Raw genomic sequence first — 18,546 nt, 5'->3', positions numbered from 1 at the left:
CGGGGTCGTAGCCTGGCCGCTCCTCGACGCGTAACGTGACGCACCATGAAGATCCTCATCAGTGCCGACATGGAGGGAGCCACGGGCGTCACCTGGCCGGCCGACGTGCTGCCGGGCACGCCGCAGTGGGAGCGGTGCCGGTCGATGTTCACCTCGGACGTGAACGCCGCCGTGGAAGGCTTCTTCGACGGCGGGGCGGAGCAGGTTCTTGTCAACGAGGCCCACTGGACCATGCGCAATCTGCTGCTGGAGCGGCTCGACGAGCGGGTGGAGATGCTCACCGGGCGGCACAAGGCGCTGTCCATGGTGGAGGGCGTCCAGCACGGCGACGTGGACGGCATCGCGTTCGTCGGCTACCACGCGGGCGCCGGCATGGAGGGCGTCCTCGCCCACACCTACCTCGCGAACCAGATCACCGGGGTGTGGCTGAACGACGTCCGCGCCAGCGAGGGTCTGCTCAACGCGCACGTCGTCGCGGAGTACGGCGTGCCCGTCGTCCTCGTCACCGGTGACGACGTGGCCTGCGAGGACGCGCTCGGGTACGCACCGGAGGCACTGAAGGTGGCGGTGAAAGACCATGTGTCGCGGTATGCGGCGGTGTGCCGCACCCCGGCCCGCACCGCCGCCGACATCCGCGGCGCCGCCAAGGAGGCCGCACGGCTGGCGGTGCGCCACGCACCCGTGCAGGCCGGGCCGTTCACGGTCGCTGTCGAGTTCGACGCCGAGCATCTGGCGATGGCCGCGACCGTCGTGCCCGGGGTCGCGCGGATCGGGGAGCGGAAGGTGGCGTACACCAGCGCCACCATGTACGAGGGGATCAGGACGTTCAAGGCGGTCACCACGATCGTCTCGGCCGCCGTGGAGGAGCAGTATGGCTGACCAGCAGGCCGACGAACTGGCTCTGGCCGAGGTCGTGGAGTTCACCTCCGGCCTGATCCGCATCGACACCACCAACCGGGGCGGCGGGGACTGCCGGGAGCGGCCCGCCGCCGAGTACGCGGCCGAGCGGCTGGCCGGCGCGGGCGTGGAACCGCTGCTGCTGGAGCGCACGCCGGGCCGCACCAACGTCGTCGCCCGGATCGAGGGCACCGACCCGTCCGCCGACGCGCTGCTGGTGCACGGTCATCTCGACGTGGTGCCCGCCGAGGCCGCCGACTGGAGCGTCCACCCGTTCTCCGGCGAGATCCGCGACGGGGTGGTGTGGGGGCGGGGCGCCGTCGACATGAAGAACATGGACGCGATGATCCTGGCGGTCGTCCGCTCCTGGGCCCGGGCGGGCGTACGGCCGCGCCGGGACCTGGTCATCGCGTTCACCGCCGACGAGGAGGCCAGCGCCGAGGACGGCTCCGGCTTCCTCGCCGACGAGCATCCCGAGCTGTTCGAGGGCTGCACCGAGGGCATCAGCGAGTCGGGAGCCTTCACCTTCCACGACGGTACCGGCCGGCAGATCTATCCGATCGCGGCGGGGGAGCGGGGGACCGGCTGGCTGAAGCTCACCGCGCGCGGCCGGGCCGGGCACGGCTCCAAGGTGAACAAGGAGAACGCGGTGACCCGCCTCGCCGCCGCCGTCACCCGGATCGGTGAGCACCAGTGGCGCCGGAGACTCACCCCGACCGTGCGGGCCGCGCTCACCGAACTCGCCGTTCTCTACGGCGTCGAGCCCGACTTCACCGACATGGACCTGCTGCTGGAGAAGCTGGGCCCGGCGGCCAAGCTGGTCGAGGCCACCCTGTGCAACAGCGCCAACCCGACCATGCTGAACGCCGGTTACAAGCTGAACGTCATCCCCGGCGAGGCGGTCGCCTACGTGGACGGGCGCTGTCTGCCGGGCGCGGAGGAGGAGTTCACCGCCACCCTCGACCATCTGACCGGTCCGGACGTGAGCTGGGAGTTCGCGCACCGGGAGGTGGCTCTGCAGGCGCCGGTGGACTCGCCCACGTTCGCCAGGATGCGGGCCGCGGTGACGGAGTTCGCGCCCGAGGGGCATGTGGTGCCGTACTGCATGTCGGGCGGCACGGACGCCAAGCAGTTCTCCCGGCTCGGCATCACCGGCTACGGGTTCACCCCGCTGAAGCTGCCCGAGGACCTCGACTACCAGGCGCTGTTCCACGGCGTGGACGAGCGGGTGCCCGTCGAGGCGCTGCACTTCGGCGTCCGGGTGCTCGACCGCTTCCTGCGGACGGCCTAGGGGAGGGGAGACGATGCGGACGTCGCCGTACGGATCGTGGCCGTCGCCCATCGACGCGGCGCTGGCCGCCGCGCACGACGGGCAGCCGGAGTGGGTGGGATTCGTCGGGGACGAGGTGTGGTGGACCGAGCCCCGGCCGGCCGAGGGCGGTCGCCGGGCGCTCGTACGGCGCACGGCCGAGGGCGTGGAGGAGGTCGTGCTGCCCGCGCCGTGGAACGTGCGCAACCGGGTGATGGAGTACGGCGGCCGGCCCTGGTCCGGGGCGGTGGGCGCCGGCGGACCGCTCGTCGTGTTCACGCACTTCGCCGACCAGCGGCTGTACCGGTACGAGCCCGGCGGCGAGCCGCGCCCGCTGACCCCCGTCTCCCCGGTCGGCGCGGGACTGCGCTGGGCGGACCCCCATCTGGACCTCGCGCGCGGCGAGGTGTGGTGTGTGCTGGAGGAGTTCACCGGCGCCGGCCCCTCGGACGTGCGGCGGGTCCTGGCGGCCGTACCGCTGGACGGCTCCGCCGCCGAGGACCGGACCCTCGTACGCGAGCTCACCGACGGCGGGCACCGGTTCGTCACCGGGCCCCGCGTCTCGCCCGACGGCCGCCGGGCGGCCTGGCTGGCCTGGGACCATCCGCGCATGCCGTGGGACGGAACGGAACTGCTCGTCGCCCAGATCGCTGTCGACGGCACACTGCATACCGTCGACGCCGTCGCCGGCGGGCCCCAGGAGGCGATCGCGCAGGCCGAATGGTCGACGGACAACCGTCTTCTGTATACGAGCGACCGCAGCGGCTGGTGGAACCTGTACCGGGACGGCATCCCGCTGTGCCCGCGCGACGAGGAGTTCGCCGGCCCCCTGTGGAAACCGGGCCTGCGCTGGTTCGCGCCGCTGGACGACGGTCTGGTCGCGGTCGTGCACGGCCGAGGGTCGACCGTACTCGGAATACTGGATACAGAATCCGGGGAGATCGTCGACGCCGCCGGACCGTGGACCGAGTTCGGCGCCACCCTCGCCGCCCACGGCGGGCGCGTGGTCGGCGTCGGCGCCAGTCCGCGCACCGCGTACGAAGTGGTCGAGCTGGACACCGCCACCGGCCGGGCCCGCGCCATCGGCGCCCGGCACCGGGACGCCGTCGACCCCGCCTACTACCCCGAGCCGCACATCCGCACCTTCACCGGCCCGGACGGCCGCGAGGTGCACGCCCACGTCTACCCGCCGCACCACCCCGCACGGACCGCGCCCGACGGTGCGGCACCGCCGTACGTCATCTGGGCGCACGGCGGCCCGACCAGCAGGGCGCCGCTCGTGCTGGACCTCGCCATCGCCTACTTCACCTCCCGGGGCATCGGGGTGGCCGAGGTGAACTACGGCGGCTCCACCGGGTACGGCCGGGCCTACCGTGAGCGGCTGCGCGGGCAGTGGGGCGTGGTCGACGTCGAGGACTGCGCGGCCGTCGCCCGCGCCCTCGCCGAGGAGGGCACCGCCGACCCGGACCGGCTCGCCATCCGCGGCGGCAGCGCCGGCGGCTGGACCAGTGCCGTCTCGCTGACCACGACCGACGTCTACGCCTGCGGCACCATCGTCTACCCGATCCTCGACCTGGCCACCTGGGGCCCCGGCGAGACCCACGACTTCGAGTCCCGCTACCTGGAGTCACTGATCGGGCCGCTCGCCGAGGTGCCCGCCCGGTACGCCGAGCGGTCGCCGACCGCGCACGCCGACCGGCTCACCGTGCCGTTCCTGCTGCTGCAGGGCCTGGACGACGTGATCTGCCCGCCCGCCCAGTGCGAACGTTTCCTCGCCCGGATCGCGGGCCGGGGCCTGCCGCACGCCTACATCACCTTTGCGGGGGAGGGACACGGGTTCCGGCGGGCCGATACGATGATCCGCGCCCTGGAGGCCGAAATCTCCCTGTACGCCCAGGTGTTCGGGCTGGACGTGCCCGGTGTCCCCAGACTGGAGCTGCACTCGTGAAGGAACTGACACGGCCGAAGCGGCTGGCCCCGGGCGCCCGGGTGGCCGTCGTCGCCACCAGCGGGCCGGTGCCCGAGGAGCGGCTCCAGGCAGGGCTCGACGTGCTGCGCGGCTGGGACCTCGACCCGGTGGTCGGACCCCATGTCCTGGACCGGCATCCCGAGTTCGGCTACCTGGCCGGCACGGACGCCGATCGCGCCGCCGACCTGCAGAACGCCTGGTGCGACCCGGCGGTGGACGCGGTGCTGTGCGCCCGCGGCGGATACGGGACCCAGCGCATGGTCGACCTGCTGGACTGGGAGGCGCTGCGGGCGGCCGGGCCGAAGGTCTTCGTCGGCTTCAGCGACCACACCGTCCTGCACGAGGCCTTCGCCACCCGCCTCGGGCTGGCCACGCTGTACGGGCCGATGGCGGCCGGCGCCGACTTCGTCAAGAACACCCGGGCACAGGAGCATCTGCGGGCCACGCTCTTCGCCCCCGAGACCGTCCGCACCATCGCCTCCGGCGGCACGGCCCTCGTGCCCGGCCGGGCACGCGGTGTCACCCTCGGCGGCCTGCTGTGCCTGCTCGCCGCGGAACTGGGCACCCCGCACGCGCGTGCCTCGGCCGCCGGCGGGCTGCTGTGCCTGGAGGACGTGGGCGAGGAGACGTACCGGCTGGACCGGTATCTCACCCAACTCCTGCGCGCGGGCTGGCTGGAGCAGGTGCGCGGGGTGCTGCTCGGCTCCTGGGAGGAGTGCTCCCGCTACGAGGAGATACGGCCGCTGCTGGCCGACCGGCTCGGCCCGCTCGGTGTACCGGTGGTGGAGGAGTTCGGCTTCGGCCACTGCGCCGGCGCGCTGACGATACCCTTCGGCGTCGCGGCCGAACTCGATGCGGAGACGGCCACGTTGACGCTCGACGAGCCCGCGCTGCGCTGACCGCGCCCACTGAATCCCCGTCAAGAAACCACATGCGCGTCGATTGACCCGCGCCTGACACGTGTCACAGCATGCTCCTCGGCCAGACCTACTGGTCGGTATCCGTGTGCCTCAGTGTGGAGGACCCCGTGCCCCGACGTGTGCCCCGACCGGCGCGCCGCCGTGCGTCCCGATCCCGTGCCGCCCTAGGACAAAAGGCCCTCGCCGCGCTGCTCGGCGCGGCCCTCACCGCACCCCTCACGCTCGCCGCCGGCCCGGCCCGTGCGAGCGGCCAGTACACCGTCACCCCGCTGAAGTTCACCGTCGAGGCCGGCGGCCGCAGATGTGCGGTCGACGCCGACCTGTACCGCCCCGCCGGCGCCGACCACGCCCATCCCGCGCCCGCCGTCCTCGCCACCAACGGCTTCGGCGGCAGCAAGTCGGACGGCTCCACCGACGCCATCGGCAAGGTCTTCGCCGAGCGCGGTTACGTCTCCCTCGTCTACTCCGGCCTCGGCTTCGGCCAGACCGGCTGCCTGATCTCCCTGGACGATCCCGGCATCGACGGCAGGGCCGCCTCCCAGCTGGTCGACTTCCTCGGCGGCAAGCGCACCGCCGACGACGGCACCCGCGCCGACTTCGTCACCCTCGACGCCCCCGGCGACCCCCGCGTCGGCATGATCGGCGGCTCCTACGGCGGCGCGATCCAGCTGGCCACCGCCTCCGCCGACCCCCGCGTCGACGCCCTCGTCCCGCTCATCACCTGGAACGACCTCGTCTACTCCCTGGACCCGAACAACGCCGTCGGCGCCCCCCAGGTGCCCGGCGCCTTCAAGTGGCAGTGGACCAACGGCTTCTACCTGGCCGGCGAGAGCCAGCCGCTGACCGTCCCGAACCTGGACCCGTCCCGGATCAACTCGCTGGCCTGTCTGCACTTCGTCTCCGACGTCTGCGACACCGTGCGCACCCTCAACTCCGGCACCTACCCGGCCGACCGCACCGCCCGGCTGCTCGCCTACGCCCGCAGTGTCTCCCCGACGAGTTACCTCCCCCGCGTGCAGGCGCCCACCCTGCTCGTCCAGGGCCAGGCCGACAGCCTGTTCAACCTCAACGAGGCGACGGCCAGTTACCGCACCCTCAGGGCTCACGGCACCCCGGCCGCGCTGATCTGGCAGTCCTGGGGTCACAGCGGCGGAATCACCGACCCCGCGCCCGGCGAACTCAACCTGGTCCGGGGCGACCTGGAGTCCAGCTATGTCGGCCGGCGCATCCTCGCCTGGTTCGACCGCTATCTGAAGAAGGGCAAAAGCTCCGGCACCGGCCCCGCGTTCGCCTACTACCGGGACTGGATCACCGACCCCGCCCGCACCTACGCCACCGCCGACCGGGTCCCCGCCCTCAGCCGGACCCTCTACCTCTCCGGGGACGGCAAGCTGGTCGACAACAGTGCCAAGGTGACCCGCGGCAGCCGCAGCTACGCCAACGGACCCGTCCCGACGAGCCATTCGGAGAGCTCCCTGACCGGATCCGTCGGCCTGCCCGACCCGGAGCCGTACGACACCAAGGGCACCTACCTCGCCTGGACCGGCGCGGCCCTCACCAGGAACCTCGACGTCGTCGGCGCCCCGCAGGTCACCCTCAGGGTCGTCTCCCCGACGGCCGAACACACCCAGAACTCCGGCGACGCCGCCGACCGGCTGGTGCTGTTCGCCAAGCTGTACGACGTCGCGCCCGACGGCAGCCAGACGCTGGTCCACCGGCTGGTCGCACCGGTCCGGGTACCGGACGTGACCAAGCGCTTCACCGTCAGCCTGCCGGGCATCGTGCACCGGTACGCGCCCGGGCACCGGCTGCGGTTCGTGATCGCGGCGAGCGACGACGCCTACTTCGGCAACCGGGGGATCAAGCCGGTGACCGTGGTCAGCGCGCCCGGGGACACCGGTGTGCTGCGGCTGCCGGCCGTCGGCGGCTGAGCCGGTCCCGGGGCGCGGCGGGCGGAGTACGAAACCGGGCACCGCACGCCCGCAACGCCGTAAGCTGACCCGATGCCGCACACCGCGCCCCACTACCTCGCCGAGGGCCCCCGCGTGGCCATCCGTCACTTCACCCTGGAGGACGGCCCCGAGTTCACCGCGCGGACCCGAGAGAGCAAGGACCTGCACCGGCCCTGGCTGTTCCCGCCGGACACCGAAGAGGCCTACGCCGCCTACGCCGGCCGGCTGATCGAGGACCCGGCCAAGGCCGGCTTCCTGGTGTGTGAGAAGGACAGCGGGGACATCGTCGGATTCATCAACATCAACAACATCGTGCGCGGCGGCTTCCAGTGCGGTGCCCTCGGCTACGGCGTCTTCGCACACGCCGCCGGGCGCGGCCTGATGCGCGAGGGCCTCGACCTGGTCATCGGGTACGCCTTCGGGCCGCTGGGACTGCACCGGCTGGAGATCAACGCGCAGCCCGAGAACACCGCCTCCCTCGCGCTCGCCCGGGGCGCCGGGTTCCGGCACGAGGGCTTCTCCCCGAACATGATCTACATCGACGGCGCCTGGCGCGACCACGAACGCTGGGCGCTGACCAAGGAGATGAGGGCTTCCGGCTGAACGGCGGCGACCGCGACGCCGGCGTCCTCGACCCGTCCGTCGCACCCGCCGTCGACAGCCCCGCCCCGGACGGCCCGAACCCCGCCGAACCGGCCGAGCCGCCCGCCGGCCCGGCCGTGGACGCCTTTGCGCAATCCTGACCAGCAGGTCCCCTGGCCGAGTGCCGTGCCGCCGGGTTCCATGGTCATCGTGACGAGGATCCGACGTGAGGTACTGACGCTGCCCGCCGCGCAGTTGGGCCCGGACAACCCCCTGCCCCCGCTGCGCCCCCTCGACGAGGTGCACCGCATCGACGACCGCGACCGGGACGGCCTGCCCGGGGACATGGCCCGCCGGCTGGGCTACGCACCGCTGCACAGCCTCCTCCCGGTCCGCGTCCGCGACGGCTACGACAGAACCCGCGAACCCCGCGCCCTCGACGCCCTGGTGATCGAGAACGACCGGCTGCGCGCCACCGTCCTGCCCGGCCTCGGCGGCCGTGTCGTTTCCCTGCTCCACCTGCCCACCGGCCGCGAACTCCTCTACCGCAACCCGGTGTTCCAGCCGGCCAACTTCGCCCTCAACGGCGCCTGGTACTCCGGCGGCATCGAATGGAACATCGGCGCCACCGGCCACACCACCCTCTCCTGCGCTCCTGTGCACGCCGCCCGCGTCCGCGCACCGGACGGCACCGAGATGCTGCGCCTGTGGGAGTGGGAGCGCCTGCGCGACCTGCCCTTCCAGGTGGACCTGTGGCTGCCCGACGGATCCGACTTCCTCTACGCCGGTGTCCGCATCCGCAACCCGCACGAGCGGCCCGTGCCGACCTACTGGTGGTCGAACATCGCGGTGCCGGAGGAGGTCCGGGTCCTCGCCCCGGCCGAGGAGGCATGGCACCTCGACCACGAGCGCCGGCTGCGCCGCGTGCCCGTCCCGTCGTACGACGGCATCGACCGTACCCACCCCCTCAACAGCCCCTGTGCCGCCGACTACTTCTACGACGTGCCGGACGGGCGCCGCCGCTGGATCGCCGCGCTGGACGCCGACGGGCACGGGCTGGTGCAGACCTCCACGGACGTGCTGCGCGGCCGCAAGCTCTTCGTATGGGGCCACCGGCCCGGCGGACGGCGCTGGCAGGAGTGGCTGACCGAACCCGGTACCGGCGGCTATTGCGAGATCCAGGCCGGCCTCGCCCGCACCCAGCTGGAACACGTCCGGCTGCAGGCCGAGAGCGAGGTGTCCTGGCTGGAGGCGTACGGCCCGCTCGTCGCGTCGCCCGCCGGTGAGTGGACGCGCGTCGTCCAGGAGGCCGGGGAACGGCTGGAGTCGGCCCTGCCCCGCACCCGTGTCGAGGAGGCGTACGCGGCCTGGAAACCGTACGCCGACACCGAACCCGGCGAGACGCTGGCCACCGGATCCGGCTGGGGCGCGCTCGAAGTGCTGCGCGCCGACTGGAAGCTGCCCGGCACCCCGTTCCCGCAGTCCACCCTCGGCGAGCCACAGGCACCCTGGCTGGAACTGCTGCGCACCGGATGCCTGCCCGAGCCGCGCCGGGTACGGCCGCCCGGTGAAACCCTCGTCGGCCCGCACTGGCGGGACATGCTGGAGGCCGCGCCCGCCACCCCGCACACCGAGTACCACCTCGGGATCGCCCAGTGGCACGCAGGCGACCGTGCCCAGGCCGTCCGCAGCTGGGAGCGCGCCCTCCTGCTCGCCCCGTCGCTGTGGCCGTTGCTGCGCTGTCTGGCCGTCGCCGACCAGGAGTCCGGCCACCACGAGCGAGGCGAGATGGGAGTCCTCCCGCCCGAAGGGTGGCGGAGGGCCGCCGACCGCTACGCCGACGCCTTCGACGACCTGTGCCGGGAGCGGCGCGACGACGGTGAGGCATGGACCGCCGCCGTGGCCGCGCTCGGCCGGGAAACCCTTGAGGCGCTGCTCCGGGTGCGGCGGACGGCGGACGCCCGGGCCGTCTGGAACCGGCTGCTGCCCGCCGTCCGCCGGCGCGGCCGGTTCCGGCTCCTGGAGGCCGAACTGCTGCTCGCCGAGGGAAGGCCCGACGAGGCACGGGCCGTCTTCGACGCCGGGTTCGAGGTCGCCGACCTGCGGGAGGCGGAGGAGACGATCGGCCGGCTGTGGGCCCGCCTCACCGACGAGCCGCTGCCCGCCCGCTACGACTTCCGGATGCGGCCCGGGACGGCCTGAGCGGCTGGGGGGGCCGGGCTGCTCAGCTCCGCTGGTCGACGTACTCGAAGACCGACCCGTCCGGGTGCATCGCCAGCAGATTCCGGCCCACCGGCGTCGGCACCGGCCCCGCGACGATCCGCGCGCCCAGGTCGGTCAGCAGCCGGTGGGCTTCGTCCACGTCCTTGACCGCGATGGTCGCCGCCACCCGGCGCAGGATCTCCAGCTCCTCCTCCGGGCCGCTCATCAGCAAAAAGGAGCCGATCGCGGCGACCTGGACCCCGCCGCGCTCGAAACGCAGGGCTCTGCCGCCCGCCAGCCGCTCGTAGAAGGGGATCGCGGTTTCGAGGTCGTCGACGCAGATGCGCAGCGAGGCGCCCAGAATCTCCATGCGTCCGAGCCTAGTTGGGGCGTCCCCGGCCGTGCAGGGCGCCCGCGTTACCCACCGTGTCCGCCGGGTACCCGCAGGACATGGACCGTTTGGATCACCTGGAACACCTGGACAAGCACCTTGCCGAAGAGCTGGCGCAGGTGGCGCGCGAGACGGTACGCGACGAACTGCGCGAGCAGAGCCGCAAGCAGCGCCGTACGGCCTTGCTGTACGCCGCGTCCGGCGCCGTCGCCCTGTACGCGGGCGCGGCCGTGGCCCTGGCGGTGGGTCTCGCCCTGGCGATCGGCCTGCCCGGCTGGGCCGCCGCCCTGATCACGGCGGCGATCCTGGGCGCGGCGGCCTGTGTGCTGCGGGGCGCGGCCCGTCCGAAACACAGCCACCCGTCGCCGCCGGCCCGGGTCATCGGCGGCACCGCCCCGGCCGCGCCACCGAGCGGCCTGGGCATGCCGTACCCGCCGATGCCGACGGAACCCCCGGAGACCGGCCGCCACAGGGCCTGAGCTCCTCCGGGTACGTCACCCCAGCTGTGGCAGCACCTTCGCCCGATAGAAATCGAAGAACCCCCGCTGGTCCGGCCCGATCTGATTCACGTACACCCGATCGAACCCGGCGTCGGCGAACGCCCTCAGAGTGGACACGTGCTGCTCGGCATCGTCCCCGCACACCACCTTCTCGCCGACCATGTCCTCGGTGACCAGCTCGTGCAGCTGCTCGAAGTGCCGCGGCGACGGCAGCACCTGCCCCATCTCGCCGGGCAGCAGCTCGTTGTACCAGAGCGAGTGCACCGTACGGACGCACTCGTCGCGATCGGTGCCGTAACAGACCTTCGTGCCGCCGCTGACCGGCTTCGTGCCGCCCCCGCCCTTGCGGAACTGCGTGACCATCTCCTCCTCCGGCATCATCGTGATGTAGCCGTCGCCCACCCGCGCGGCCAGCGACGTCGCCTTCGGCCCGAAACCGGAGATGTCGATCGGGACGGGCTCGTCGGGCACCGTGTACAGGCGCGCGTTCTCCACGGTGTAGTGCGTGCCGTGGTGGTTGACCTCCTCGCCGGTGAACAGCCGGCGCATCACCTGGATCGCCTCCTCCAGCATCTCCAGGCGGACGTGCAGCGGGGGCCAGGGGTCGCCGAGGATGTGCTCGTTGAGCGCCTCGCCCGTGCCGACGCCGAGCCGGAACCGGCCCTCGGTCATCACCGCGCTCGTCGCCGCGGCCTGCGCCGTCACCGCCGGATGCATCCGCACGGTCGGGCAGGTCACCGCCGTCTCGATCGGCAGCGACACCGCCTCCGAGAGGGCGCCGATCACCGACCACACGAACGCGCTCTGTCCCTGCGCGCCGTTCCACGGGTGAAAGTGGTCCGAGATCCACAGCGCCCGGAAGCCGGCCTGCTCGGCCATCCGGGCCTGCTCGACGAGCGCGGCGGGGTCGTGTTCCTCGCTCGCCAGGAAATAGCCGTACTCGGGCATGGAACGTACCTCCGTGTCGGCGCGGCCGGTCAGGAGGTGATCCGGCCCGGGCCCGGGTAACCGGGGGCCCCGCTGCGAAACGCGGGACGGTGCCGCGTTCGGGTGCCGTGACCGGCGTACGGGTGACCCGCCCGGCGTTTGGGTGCCCCGGCCCCGGTTACGCGGAAAGCCTCGGACGAGCCACACCGCCGGAGGCGCACCGTGAGCCGACCTCACGTCGTGATCGTCGGCGCCGGTTTCGCCGGGTACCGGGCTGCTCGCACACTGGCCCGCCTGACCCGCGACCGGGCCGACATCACGCTGTTGAACCCGACCGACTACTTCCTGTACCTGCCGCTGTTGCCCCAGGTCGCCGCCGGTGTCCTGGAGGCCCGCAGGGTCACCGTGTCGCTGCCGGGCACGCTGCGCGGGGTACGGCTGGTGCTCGGCGAAGCGGACCGTGTCGACCTGGACGGGCACACGGTCCACTACACCGACCCGGAGGGCGGCGCCGGCACGCTCGGGTACGACCGGCTGGTACTCAGCGTCGGCAGCGTCAACAAGCTGCTGCCCATTCCGGGGGTCGCCGAGCACGCACACGGGTTCCGCGGGCTTCCGGAGGCGCTGTACCTGCGCGACCACGTGACCCGGCAGGTGGAGCTCGCCGCCGCGCAGGAGGACGCGGAGGCCTGCGCCGCCCGGTGCACGTTCGTGGTGGTCGGTGCCGGCTACACCGGTACCGAGGTGGCCGCCCACATGCAGTTGCTCACCGACCGGCTGGCGCGCCGGAGCCCGCTGCCCGGCGGGGTGCGGCCCCGCTGGCTGCTGCTGGACATGGCTGAGCGCGTGCTGCCGGAGCTGGACCCGCGGCTGTCCCGCACCGCCGACCGGGTGCTGCGGGTGCGGGGTGTGGAGGTACGGACGGGCACGTCGGTGAAGGAGGCCACCCATGACGGGGTGCTGCTCACCGACGGGGAGTTCGTGCCGACCCGGACCCTGGTGTGGTGCGTGGGTGTGCGTCCGGATCCGCTGGTGGAGGGCGTCGGGCAGCCGCTGGAGCGGGGCCGGCTGATCGTGGACCCGCATCTGCGGGTGCCGGGCCGGCCCGAGGTGTCCGGCTGCGGGGACGCGGCGGCGGTACCGGACCTGGAGCGCCCCGGGTCGTTCACGCCGATGACGGCACAGCACGCGTGGCGGCAGGGGCGGGTGGCGGGGGAGAACGTGGCCGCCTCGCTCGGCCTCGGCCGGCGCCGACGGCCCTACCGTCACCGCGACCTGGGTTTCGCGGTCGACCTCGGCGGGGTCCGGGCCGCCGCCAACCCGTTCGGCGTCCCGCTGTCCGGTCCGGCGGCCGGCGCGGTCACCCGCGGCTACCATCTGGCCGCGCTGCCCGCGGGCCGCATCCGGGTGGCCGCCGACTGGCTGCTGGACGCGGTACTGCCGCGCCAGGGCGTCCAGTTGGGCCTCGTACGCTCCTGGTCGGTCCCCCTGGACACGGCCTCCCCGGAACTGGCACGCGTCCCGGCCGGCCCTGCCCGACCCGACGGACCGGACCAGGCAGCGCCGCCGGGAGGGCCGGACGACCGGCAACGCACACGCGAACCAGCGCCCGCCGAACCCGGCAACCACCCGGCTCCCGGATCGGTCAGGCGTACGGACCCGCCGGAGCGCCCGGCTCCCGGTCGGGTCAGGCGTACGGAGGCGCCGGACCACCCCGCGCCGGGCCCGGTCAGGCGCACGGACCCGCCGGAGCGCCCCGCTCCCGGTCCGGTCAGGCGTACGGAGGCGCCGGATCACCCTGCCCCCGGCCCGGTCAGGCGTACCGACGCCCCGGATCACCCCGCTCCCGGGCCCGTGAAGCGTACGGACCCGCCGGAGCGCCCGGCTCCCGGATCGGTCAGGCGTGCGAATGGGCCGGACCACCCCGCGCCGGGCCCGGTCAGGCGTACCGACGCCCCGGACCGCCCCGCCCCCGGCCCGGTCAGGCCGGGTCACCCCGCCCCCGGGCCGGTGAAGCGTGCCGATCCTCCGGACTCTGCCGGCCGGTGACCGGTCGGGCGTGATTGCCGATCGGGGCCCGGCCGTGCCGCCCCCCGGACTCCACTCGACTCTGTGCAAGGAGACTCATGAAGACCGCCGAACTCGCAGAACTGGGACAGCAGTTGCGCGTGGACAGTGTGCGGGCGTCCGCCGCCGCGGGATCCGGGCACCCGACCTCCTCGATGTCCGCCGCCGACCTGATGGCCGTCCTCCTCGCGAACCATCTGCGCTACGACTTCGAACGCCCCGAACACCCGGCCAACGACCGCTTCGTGCTGTCCAAGGGCCACGCCTCGCCGCTGCTGTACGCCGCGTACAAGGCGGCCGGTGCCATCGAGGACGGCGAGCTGCTCACCTTCCGCAGGATCGGCAGCCGGCTCGAAGGGCATCCGACGCCCCGGCGGCTGCCCTGGGTGGAGACGGCCACCGGATCCCTCGGCCAGGGCCTGCCGGTGGCCGTCGGCATCGCCCTCGCCGGCAAGCGCCTGGAGCACACCGGCTACCGGGTGTGGGTGCTGTGCGGCGACAGCGAGCTGGCGGAGGGCTCGGTGTGGGAGGCCGCCGAACACGCCGGGCACGAGCACCTGGACAACCTGATCACGATCGTGGACGTCAACCGGCTCGGCCAGCGCGGCCCCACCCGGCACGGCCACGACCTGGACGCCTACGCCCGCCGCTTCCAGGCCTTCGGCTGGCACACCGTCGAGATCGACGGCCATGACGTCGACAAGATCGACCGGGCCTACGGCGAGGCGCTGTCCACGGCCGGGCAGCCCGTTGTGATCCTCGCCCGCACCCTCAAGGGCAAGGGCGTCGCCGCCGTCGAGGACCTGGAGGGCCACCACGGCAAACCGCTGCCGGACGCCGACGAGGCCATCGCCGAACTCGGCGGACCGCGCGAGCTGCACGTGAGGGTCAGCGAGCCGCCGGCCGCCGCCGCGCTGCGGGACCTGACCACCGAGGTGCTCCAGCTCCCGCGCTACGACGAGGGCGACGAGGTCGCGACCCGGGACGCCTTCGGCGCGGCCCTCGCCGCACTCGGCACCGCCCGCGGCGACGTCGTCGCCCTGGACGGCGAGGTCGGCGACTCCACCCGCACCGAGGAGTTCGCCAAGGCGCACCCCGAGCGGTTCTTCGAGTGCTACATCGCCGAGCAGCAGCTGGTCGCCGCGGCCGTCGGCATGGCCACCCGGGGTCTGCTGCCGTACGCCTCCACGTTCGCCGCGTTCCTCACCCGTGCCCACGATTTCGTGCGCATGGCGTCCATCAGCGGCTCCGGCATCAACCTGGTCGGCTCGCACGCCGGTGTCGCGATCGGGCAGGACGGGCCCTCGCAGATGGGCCTGGAGGACCTGGCGATGTTCCGTGCCGTGCACGGCTCGACCGTGCTGTACCCGTGCGACGCCAACCAGACCGCCCGCCTGGTCGCGGCCATGGCCGGCCTCGACGGCATCCGCTATCTGCGCACCTCGCGCGGCAAGACACCGGTGATCTACGGCCCCGACGAGGAGTTCCCGGTGGGCGGCAGCAAGACGCTCGTCACCAGTGAGGAGGACCGGCTGACGGTCGTCGCGGCCGGGGTCACGGTGCCGGAGGCACTGGCCGCGGCCGACCGGCTCGCGGAGGACGGCATCCGGGTGCGGGTGATCGACCTGTACTCGGTCAAGCCCGTCGACGTGGACACGCTGCGCCGGGCCGCCGAGGAGACCGGCTGTCTGCTCACCGTGGAGGACCACCACGCCGAGGGCGGCCTGGGCGACGCCGTCGCGGAGGCCTTCGCCGACGGCCGGCCCGTACCCCGGCTGGTCCGGCTCGCGGTGCGCACCATGCCGGGTTCGGCGGCGCCCGACGAGCAGTTGCACGCGGCCGGTATCGACGCCGTGGGCATCGCGGCGGCCGCCAAGCTGCTGGTGGAGGAGGCGGTCGTGCGATGAGCGACGCCGACGCGCGGACCCTGCGGGCGGGCCGCCGTTCGGTGGCGATCCAGCGGCCCGGGAAGGTGCTCTTCCCGGGCCGTGCGGGTGCGAAGGAGTACACCAAGGGCGACCTCGCCGACTACTACCGGTCCGTCGCGCCCTGGCTGCTGCCGCACCTGCGGGGCCGTCCGCTGATGCTGGAGCGGTATCCGGACGGTGTCGACGGGCAGCGGTTCATGCAGAAGAACACCCCGGACCACTACCCGGAGTGGATCAAGCGGGCCGAGGTCGCCAAGGAGGGCGGCACCGTCACGCACGTCGTGTGCGACGACACCGCCACCCTTCTCTACCTCGCCGACCAGGCCTGTCTCACCCTGCACCGCTGGCTTGCGCGCACCGACCGGGCCGGCGGCGCCGACCACCCCGACCGGCTGGTCTTCGACCTCGATCCTCCTCCGGCGCCCGAAGGGCCCGGGGGGACCCCCGGTGACGACTTCGCCCGGGTGCGGGAGGCGGCCGGATGGCTGCGGGAGCTGCTGGAGGAGCTGGGGCTGCCCGCCGCGCCCATGACGACCGGCTCGCGCGGACTCCATCTCGTCGTCCCGCTGAACGGCCGCCACGACTTCGACGAGGTACGCCGATTCGCCCGCGACGTGGCCGAGCTGGCCGCCTCCCGGCACCCGGACCGGCTCACCACCGCCGCCCGCAAGCAGGACCGGGGCGACCGTCTCTACCTCGACGTGCAGCGCAACGCCTACGCGCAGACCGCCGTCGCCCCCTACACCGTCCGGGCCCGCCCCGGCGCGCCCGTCGCCGTGCCGCTCGCCTGGGAGCAGCTCGACGACCCCGGGCTCGACGCGCGTCGCTGGACCATCGCCGACGCCCTCGACCAGGCCCGCACCGACCCCTGGGCCGGCCTGGCGAGCCGCGGGCGCGGCCTGGGCCCGGCGCGGCGGCGTCTCGCGGACATCCGCTCCTGAAGGTTTGGCCACGGGATGAGGGGCCACCCGCAGAGGGAGGTGGCCATGTCGAACACAAACAACACATCCCAGTCACAGAATTCACGGGAAACCCAGAATTCACGGGAGCCACAGAACGACACGCGGAGCGAGGCGGACGAGCGACGGCCGGCCCCCATCGAGGTGCTGCGCCAGGCCCGTAGCCAGCTCGCCGAACTCACTGGGCTGGCCCCTGAGTCGGTGACCTCCTTCGAGCAGACCGAGAACGGATGGGCGCTCGAAATGGAGGTCCTCGAACTCGCGAGGGTGCCGGACACGATGAGCCTGATGGCGAGCTACGAGGTCGAGCTCGACGGCGACGGACAGCTCACCGGCTACCGACGCGTTCGCCGCTACGAACGCGGGCGGGCCGACGCGCGCCGACCCGGCGGCCGGTAGGCCGCCCGCCCGCCTGCCCCGTCCGCGCAGCCACCGTGGCACCGACTACTCAGGAGGAGGAACGGCCGGCATGACCGTTGTCCCGGCACAGCAGACCGGAGGCGGAGGCGGCAGCAGCGGCCTCTACGACGTACTCGAACTCGTCCTCGACAGGGGACTGGTGATCGACGCCTTCGTGCGGGTCTCCCTGGTCGGCATCGAGATTCTGAAGATCGACGTGCGGGTCGTGGTGGCCAGCGTCGACACCTACCTGCGGTTCGCCGAGGCGTGCAACCGTCTCGACCTGGAGGCGGGCCCCCGCAAGAGCCCCGGGCTGCCCGACCTGGTCGGCGAGATCACCGAGTCCGGTGCCCGCGGCAAGTCCAAGGGCGCCCTGTCGGGAGCTGCGGAGACCATCTCCGACGCCTTCAAGCAGGCCCGCGAGGAGGGCAGCGAAGTTCGGCGCCCTCGTAAGTCCACCACCCGCCGGAAGGAGGAGCAGGAGTGAGCACCTACGTCTACGGGATCACCGCCCGCTCGCACCCTGCCCTCCCCGAGGGCATGACCGGTGTGGGTGAGCCGGCCCGCCCGGTGCGGGTCCTCACGGCGGGCGAGCTGGCCGCCGTGGTCAGCGACGCCCCCGAGGGGCTGCGGGCCAAGCGCCGGGACCTGCTCGCGCACCAGAACGTGCTCGCCGAGACCGGCGCGGCCGGGTGTGTGCTGCCCATGCGGTTCGGGAACGTCGCCCCCGACGACGACACGGTCGTCCAGGTGCTGACCGACCGCGCGGAGCACTACCTGGAGCGACTGAAGGCCCTGGACGGCAGGGTCGAGTACAACGTCAAGGCCAACCACGTCGAAGAGGCCGTGCTGCACCGTGTGATGGCCGAGAACGCGGAGATCCGCTCCCTCGCCGAGGCCAACAGGCGTGCCGGCGGCGGCAGTTACGACGACAAGCTGCGCCTCGGCGAGATGGTCGCGGCCGCCGTCAAGGCCAAGGAGGCCGAGGACGCCGCCGAGGTGCAGGCCGAGCTGGAGCCGGCCGCCGCCGCGGTCAGCGTCGGCCCGCAGTCCACCGGCTGGCTGCTCAACGTCTCGTTCCTGGTGGGCCGGGACGCGGCCGAGGAGTTCCTGGCCGCCGTGGAGCGGGTCCGCACCGGCCACCCCCACCTGGAACTGCGCGTCAACGGCCCGCTGCCGCCGTACAGCTTCGTCGAGCCCGGCCCCTCCCAGCCGGCGGCCGACACCGCGGCCGCGGACGCCGGGGCGTAGGCGACGGGGCGGGGCCCGCGCGGAAGGAGGAGTCCATGGGACTGATCAAGGAGGTGCTGCTGCTGCCGTTCGCACCGGTGCGCGGCAGCGGCTGGGCGATCGGCCAGGTGCTCCGCGAGGCGGAACGGATCTACTACGACCCCGCCACCGTACGGGCCGAACTCGCCCGACTCGAAGAACAGCTGGAGGCGGGTGAGATCACCGAGGAGGAGTTCGACCGGCGCGAGGACGAACTGCTCGACCGGCTGGAGATCGCCCTGCGCTCCGGCGACACCACAGGTGACGGGACGTGA

At 73.2% G+C, this 18,546-nt stretch carries 17 protein-coding genes; 15 read left to right on the top strand and 2 right to left on the bottom strand.

The window, feature by feature from the left end; genetic code table 11:
• The first annotated feature begins 45 nt into the window (after positions 1-45).
• From ACZ41I_RS11995 to ACZ41I_RS11965, 7 genes are all read left to right on the top strand, one after another.
• On the top strand, positions 46-879 hold the full coding sequence (locus ACZ41I_RS11995) for a M55 family metallopeptidase (RefSeq protein WP_399766093.1): 834 nt from the start codon (positions 46-48) through the stop codon (positions 877-879).
• A complete protein-coding gene (locus ACZ41I_RS11990) occupies positions 872-2,188 on the top strand; it encodes a M20/M25/M40 family metallo-hydrolase (protein ID WP_468513983.1) in 1,317 nt (438 codons plus the stop codon). Before ACZ41I_RS11995 ends, ACZ41I_RS11990 begins: the two co-directional genes overlap by 8 nt.
• A gap of 13 nt (positions 2,189-2,201) precedes the next feature.
• Positions 2,202-4,154, top strand: a complete 1,953-nt coding sequence (locus ACZ41I_RS11985) for a prolyl oligopeptidase family serine peptidase (RefSeq protein WP_468513982.1) — start codon at positions 2,202-2,204, stop codon at positions 4,152-4,154.
• A complete protein-coding gene (locus ACZ41I_RS11980) occupies positions 4,151-5,074 on the top strand; it encodes a S66 peptidase family protein (protein WP_468322687.1) in 924 nt (307 codons plus the stop codon). The genes ACZ41I_RS11985 and ACZ41I_RS11980 overlap by 4 nt, the downstream gene beginning before the upstream one ends.
• A 71-nt stretch (positions 5,075-5,145) precedes the next feature.
• Positions 5,146-7,026 carry a CocE/NonD family hydrolase gene (locus tag ACZ41I_RS11975; protein WP_468513981.1) on the top strand — a complete coding sequence of 627 codons (1,881 nt, stop codon included), beginning with the start codon at positions 5,146-5,148 and terminating at the stop codon, positions 7,024-7,026.
• A 72-nt stretch (positions 7,027-7,098) separates the two neighbouring features.
• Positions 7,099-7,650 carry a GNAT family N-acetyltransferase gene (locus ACZ41I_RS11970; protein ID WP_399766078.1) on the top strand — a complete coding sequence of 184 codons (552 nt, stop codon included), beginning with the start codon at positions 7,099-7,101 and terminating at the stop codon, positions 7,648-7,650.
• A 180-nt stretch (positions 7,651-7,830) separates the two neighbouring features.
• Complete coding sequence (locus tag ACZ41I_RS11965; RefSeq protein WP_468513980.1) at positions 7,831-9,831, top strand: DUF5107 domain-containing protein; 2,001 nt, start codon at positions 7,831-7,833, stop codon at positions 9,829-9,831.
• 22 nt (positions 9,832-9,853) lie between these two features.
• On the opposite strand, the gene ACZ41I_RS11960 is transcribed toward ACZ41I_RS11965, so the two are convergent.
• Positions 9,854-10,201 carry a VOC family protein gene (locus ACZ41I_RS11960; protein WP_468513979.1) on the bottom strand — a complete coding sequence of 116 codons (348 nt, stop codon included), beginning with the start codon at positions 10,199-10,201 and terminating at the stop codon, positions 9,854-9,856.
• An 80-nt stretch (positions 10,202-10,281) separates the two neighbouring features.
• On the opposite strand from ACZ41I_RS11960, the gene ACZ41I_RS11955 reads away from it, so the two are divergent.
• Complete coding sequence (locus ACZ41I_RS11955) at positions 10,282-10,701, top strand: phage holin family protein (RefSeq protein WP_468513978.1); 420 nt, start codon at positions 10,282-10,284, stop codon at positions 10,699-10,701.
• Between the two features lie 15 nt (positions 10,702-10,716).
• Here the strand turns inward: ACZ41I_RS11955 and ACZ41I_RS11950 are convergent, their stop codons facing one another.
• A complete protein-coding gene (locus ACZ41I_RS11950; RefSeq protein ID WP_468513977.1) occupies positions 10,717-11,670 on the bottom strand; it encodes an LLM class F420-dependent oxidoreductase in 954 nt (317 codons plus the stop codon).
• 201 nt (positions 11,671-11,871) lie between these two features.
• Here ACZ41I_RS11950 and ACZ41I_RS11945 point away from each other — a divergent pair, with 201 nt between their 5' ends.
• The 7 genes from ACZ41I_RS11945 to ACZ41I_RS11915 all read left to right on the top strand — a co-directional run bounded on the left by ACZ41I_RS11945 (position 11,872) and on the right by ACZ41I_RS11915 (position 18,546).
• On the top strand, positions 11,872-13,698 hold the full coding sequence (locus tag ACZ41I_RS11945) for an NAD(P)/FAD-dependent oxidoreductase (RefSeq protein WP_468513976.1): 1,827 nt from the start codon (positions 11,872-11,874) through the stop codon (positions 13,696-13,698).
• A 77-nt stretch (positions 13,699-13,775) separates the two neighbouring features.
• Positions 13,776-15,623, top strand: a complete 1,848-nt coding sequence (locus ACZ41I_RS11940; RefSeq protein ID WP_399766064.1) for a transketolase — start codon at positions 13,776-13,778, stop codon at positions 15,621-15,623.
• Positions 15,620-16,585, top strand: coding sequence for a non-homologous end-joining DNA ligase (ligD, locus tag ACZ41I_RS11935; protein ID WP_399766061.1), 966 nt, complete (start codon positions 15,620-15,622; stop codon positions 16,583-16,585). The genes ACZ41I_RS11940 and ligD overlap by 4 nt, the downstream gene beginning before the upstream one ends.
• 45 nt (positions 16,586-16,630) lie before the next feature.
• Positions 16,631-17,002 (top strand): gas vesicle protein GvpO, encoded by a 372-nt coding sequence (locus tag ACZ41I_RS11930; protein ID WP_468513975.1) that lies wholly within the window; start codon positions 16,631-16,633, stop codon positions 17,000-17,002.
• A gap of 70 nt (positions 17,003-17,072) precedes the next feature.
• Positions 17,073-17,489, top strand: a complete 417-nt coding sequence (locus ACZ41I_RS11925) for a gas vesicle structural protein GvpA (protein ID WP_363216272.1) — start codon at positions 17,073-17,075, stop codon at positions 17,487-17,489.
• Positions 17,486-18,253: a GvpL/GvpF family gas vesicle protein gene (locus ACZ41I_RS11920; RefSeq protein ID WP_468513974.1), complete on the top strand. Its 768-nt coding sequence runs from the start codon at positions 17,486-17,488 to the stop codon at positions 18,251-18,253. Before ACZ41I_RS11925 ends, ACZ41I_RS11920 begins: the two co-directional genes overlap by 4 nt.
• A 35-nt stretch (positions 18,254-18,288) precedes the next feature.
• Complete coding sequence (locus tag ACZ41I_RS11915) at positions 18,289-18,546, top strand: gas vesicle protein GvpG (RefSeq protein WP_399766052.1); 258 nt, start codon at positions 18,289-18,291, stop codon at positions 18,544-18,546.

This window comes from Streptomyces sp. NPDC030799, assembly GCF_055572255.1.
Note: the sequence above shows the minus strand (reverse complement) of the source record. Positions and strands in the feature narration are given on the sequence as shown.

Coding starts and splice junctions, on each gene's coding strand:
- ACZ41I_RS11995 (WP_399766093.1), top strand. CDS start 46: ATGAAGATCCTCATCAGTGCCGACATGGAGGGAGCCACGGGCGTCACC.
- ACZ41I_RS11990 (WP_468513983.1), top strand. CDS start 872: ATGGCTGACCAGCAGGCCGACGAACTGGCTCTGGCCGAGGTCGTGGAG.
- ACZ41I_RS11985 (WP_468513982.1), top strand. CDS start 2,202: ATGCGGACGTCGCCGTACGGATCGTGGCCGTCGCCCATCGACGCGGCG.
- ACZ41I_RS11975 (WP_468513981.1), top strand. CDS start 5,146: ATGCTCCTCGGCCAGACCTACTGGTCGGTATCCGTGTGCCTCAGTGTG.
- ACZ41I_RS11970 (WP_399766078.1), top strand. CDS start 7,099: ATGCCGCACACCGCGCCCCACTACCTCGCCGAGGGCCCCCGCGTGGCC.
- ACZ41I_RS11965 (WP_468513980.1), top strand. CDS start 7,831: ATGGTCATCGTGACGAGGATCCGACGTGAGGTACTGACGCTGCCCGCC.
- ACZ41I_RS11960 (WP_468513979.1), bottom strand. CDS start 10,201: ATGGAGATTCTGGGCGCCTCGCTGCGCATCTGCGTCGACGACCTCGAA.
- ACZ41I_RS11955 (WP_468513978.1), top strand. CDS start 10,282: ATGGACCGTTTGGATCACCTGGAACACCTGGACAAGCACCTTGCCGAA.
- ACZ41I_RS11950 (WP_468513977.1), bottom strand. CDS start 11,670: ATGCCCGAGTACGGCTATTTCCTGGCGAGCGAGGAACACGACCCCGCC.
- ACZ41I_RS11940 (WP_399766064.1), top strand. CDS start 13,776: ATGAAGACCGCCGAACTCGCAGAACTGGGACAGCAGTTGCGCGTGGAC.
- ligD (WP_399766061.1), top strand. CDS start 15,620: ATGAGCGACGCCGACGCGCGGACCCTGCGGGCGGGCCGCCGTTCGGTG.
- ACZ41I_RS11930 (WP_468513975.1), top strand. CDS start 16,631: ATGTCGAACACAAACAACACATCCCAGTCACAGAATTCACGGGAAACC.
- ACZ41I_RS11925 (WP_363216272.1), top strand. CDS start 17,073: ATGACCGTTGTCCCGGCACAGCAGACCGGAGGCGGAGGCGGCAGCAGC.
- ACZ41I_RS11915 (WP_399766052.1), top strand. CDS start 18,289: ATGGGACTGATCAAGGAGGTGCTGCTGCTGCCGTTCGCACCGGTGCGC.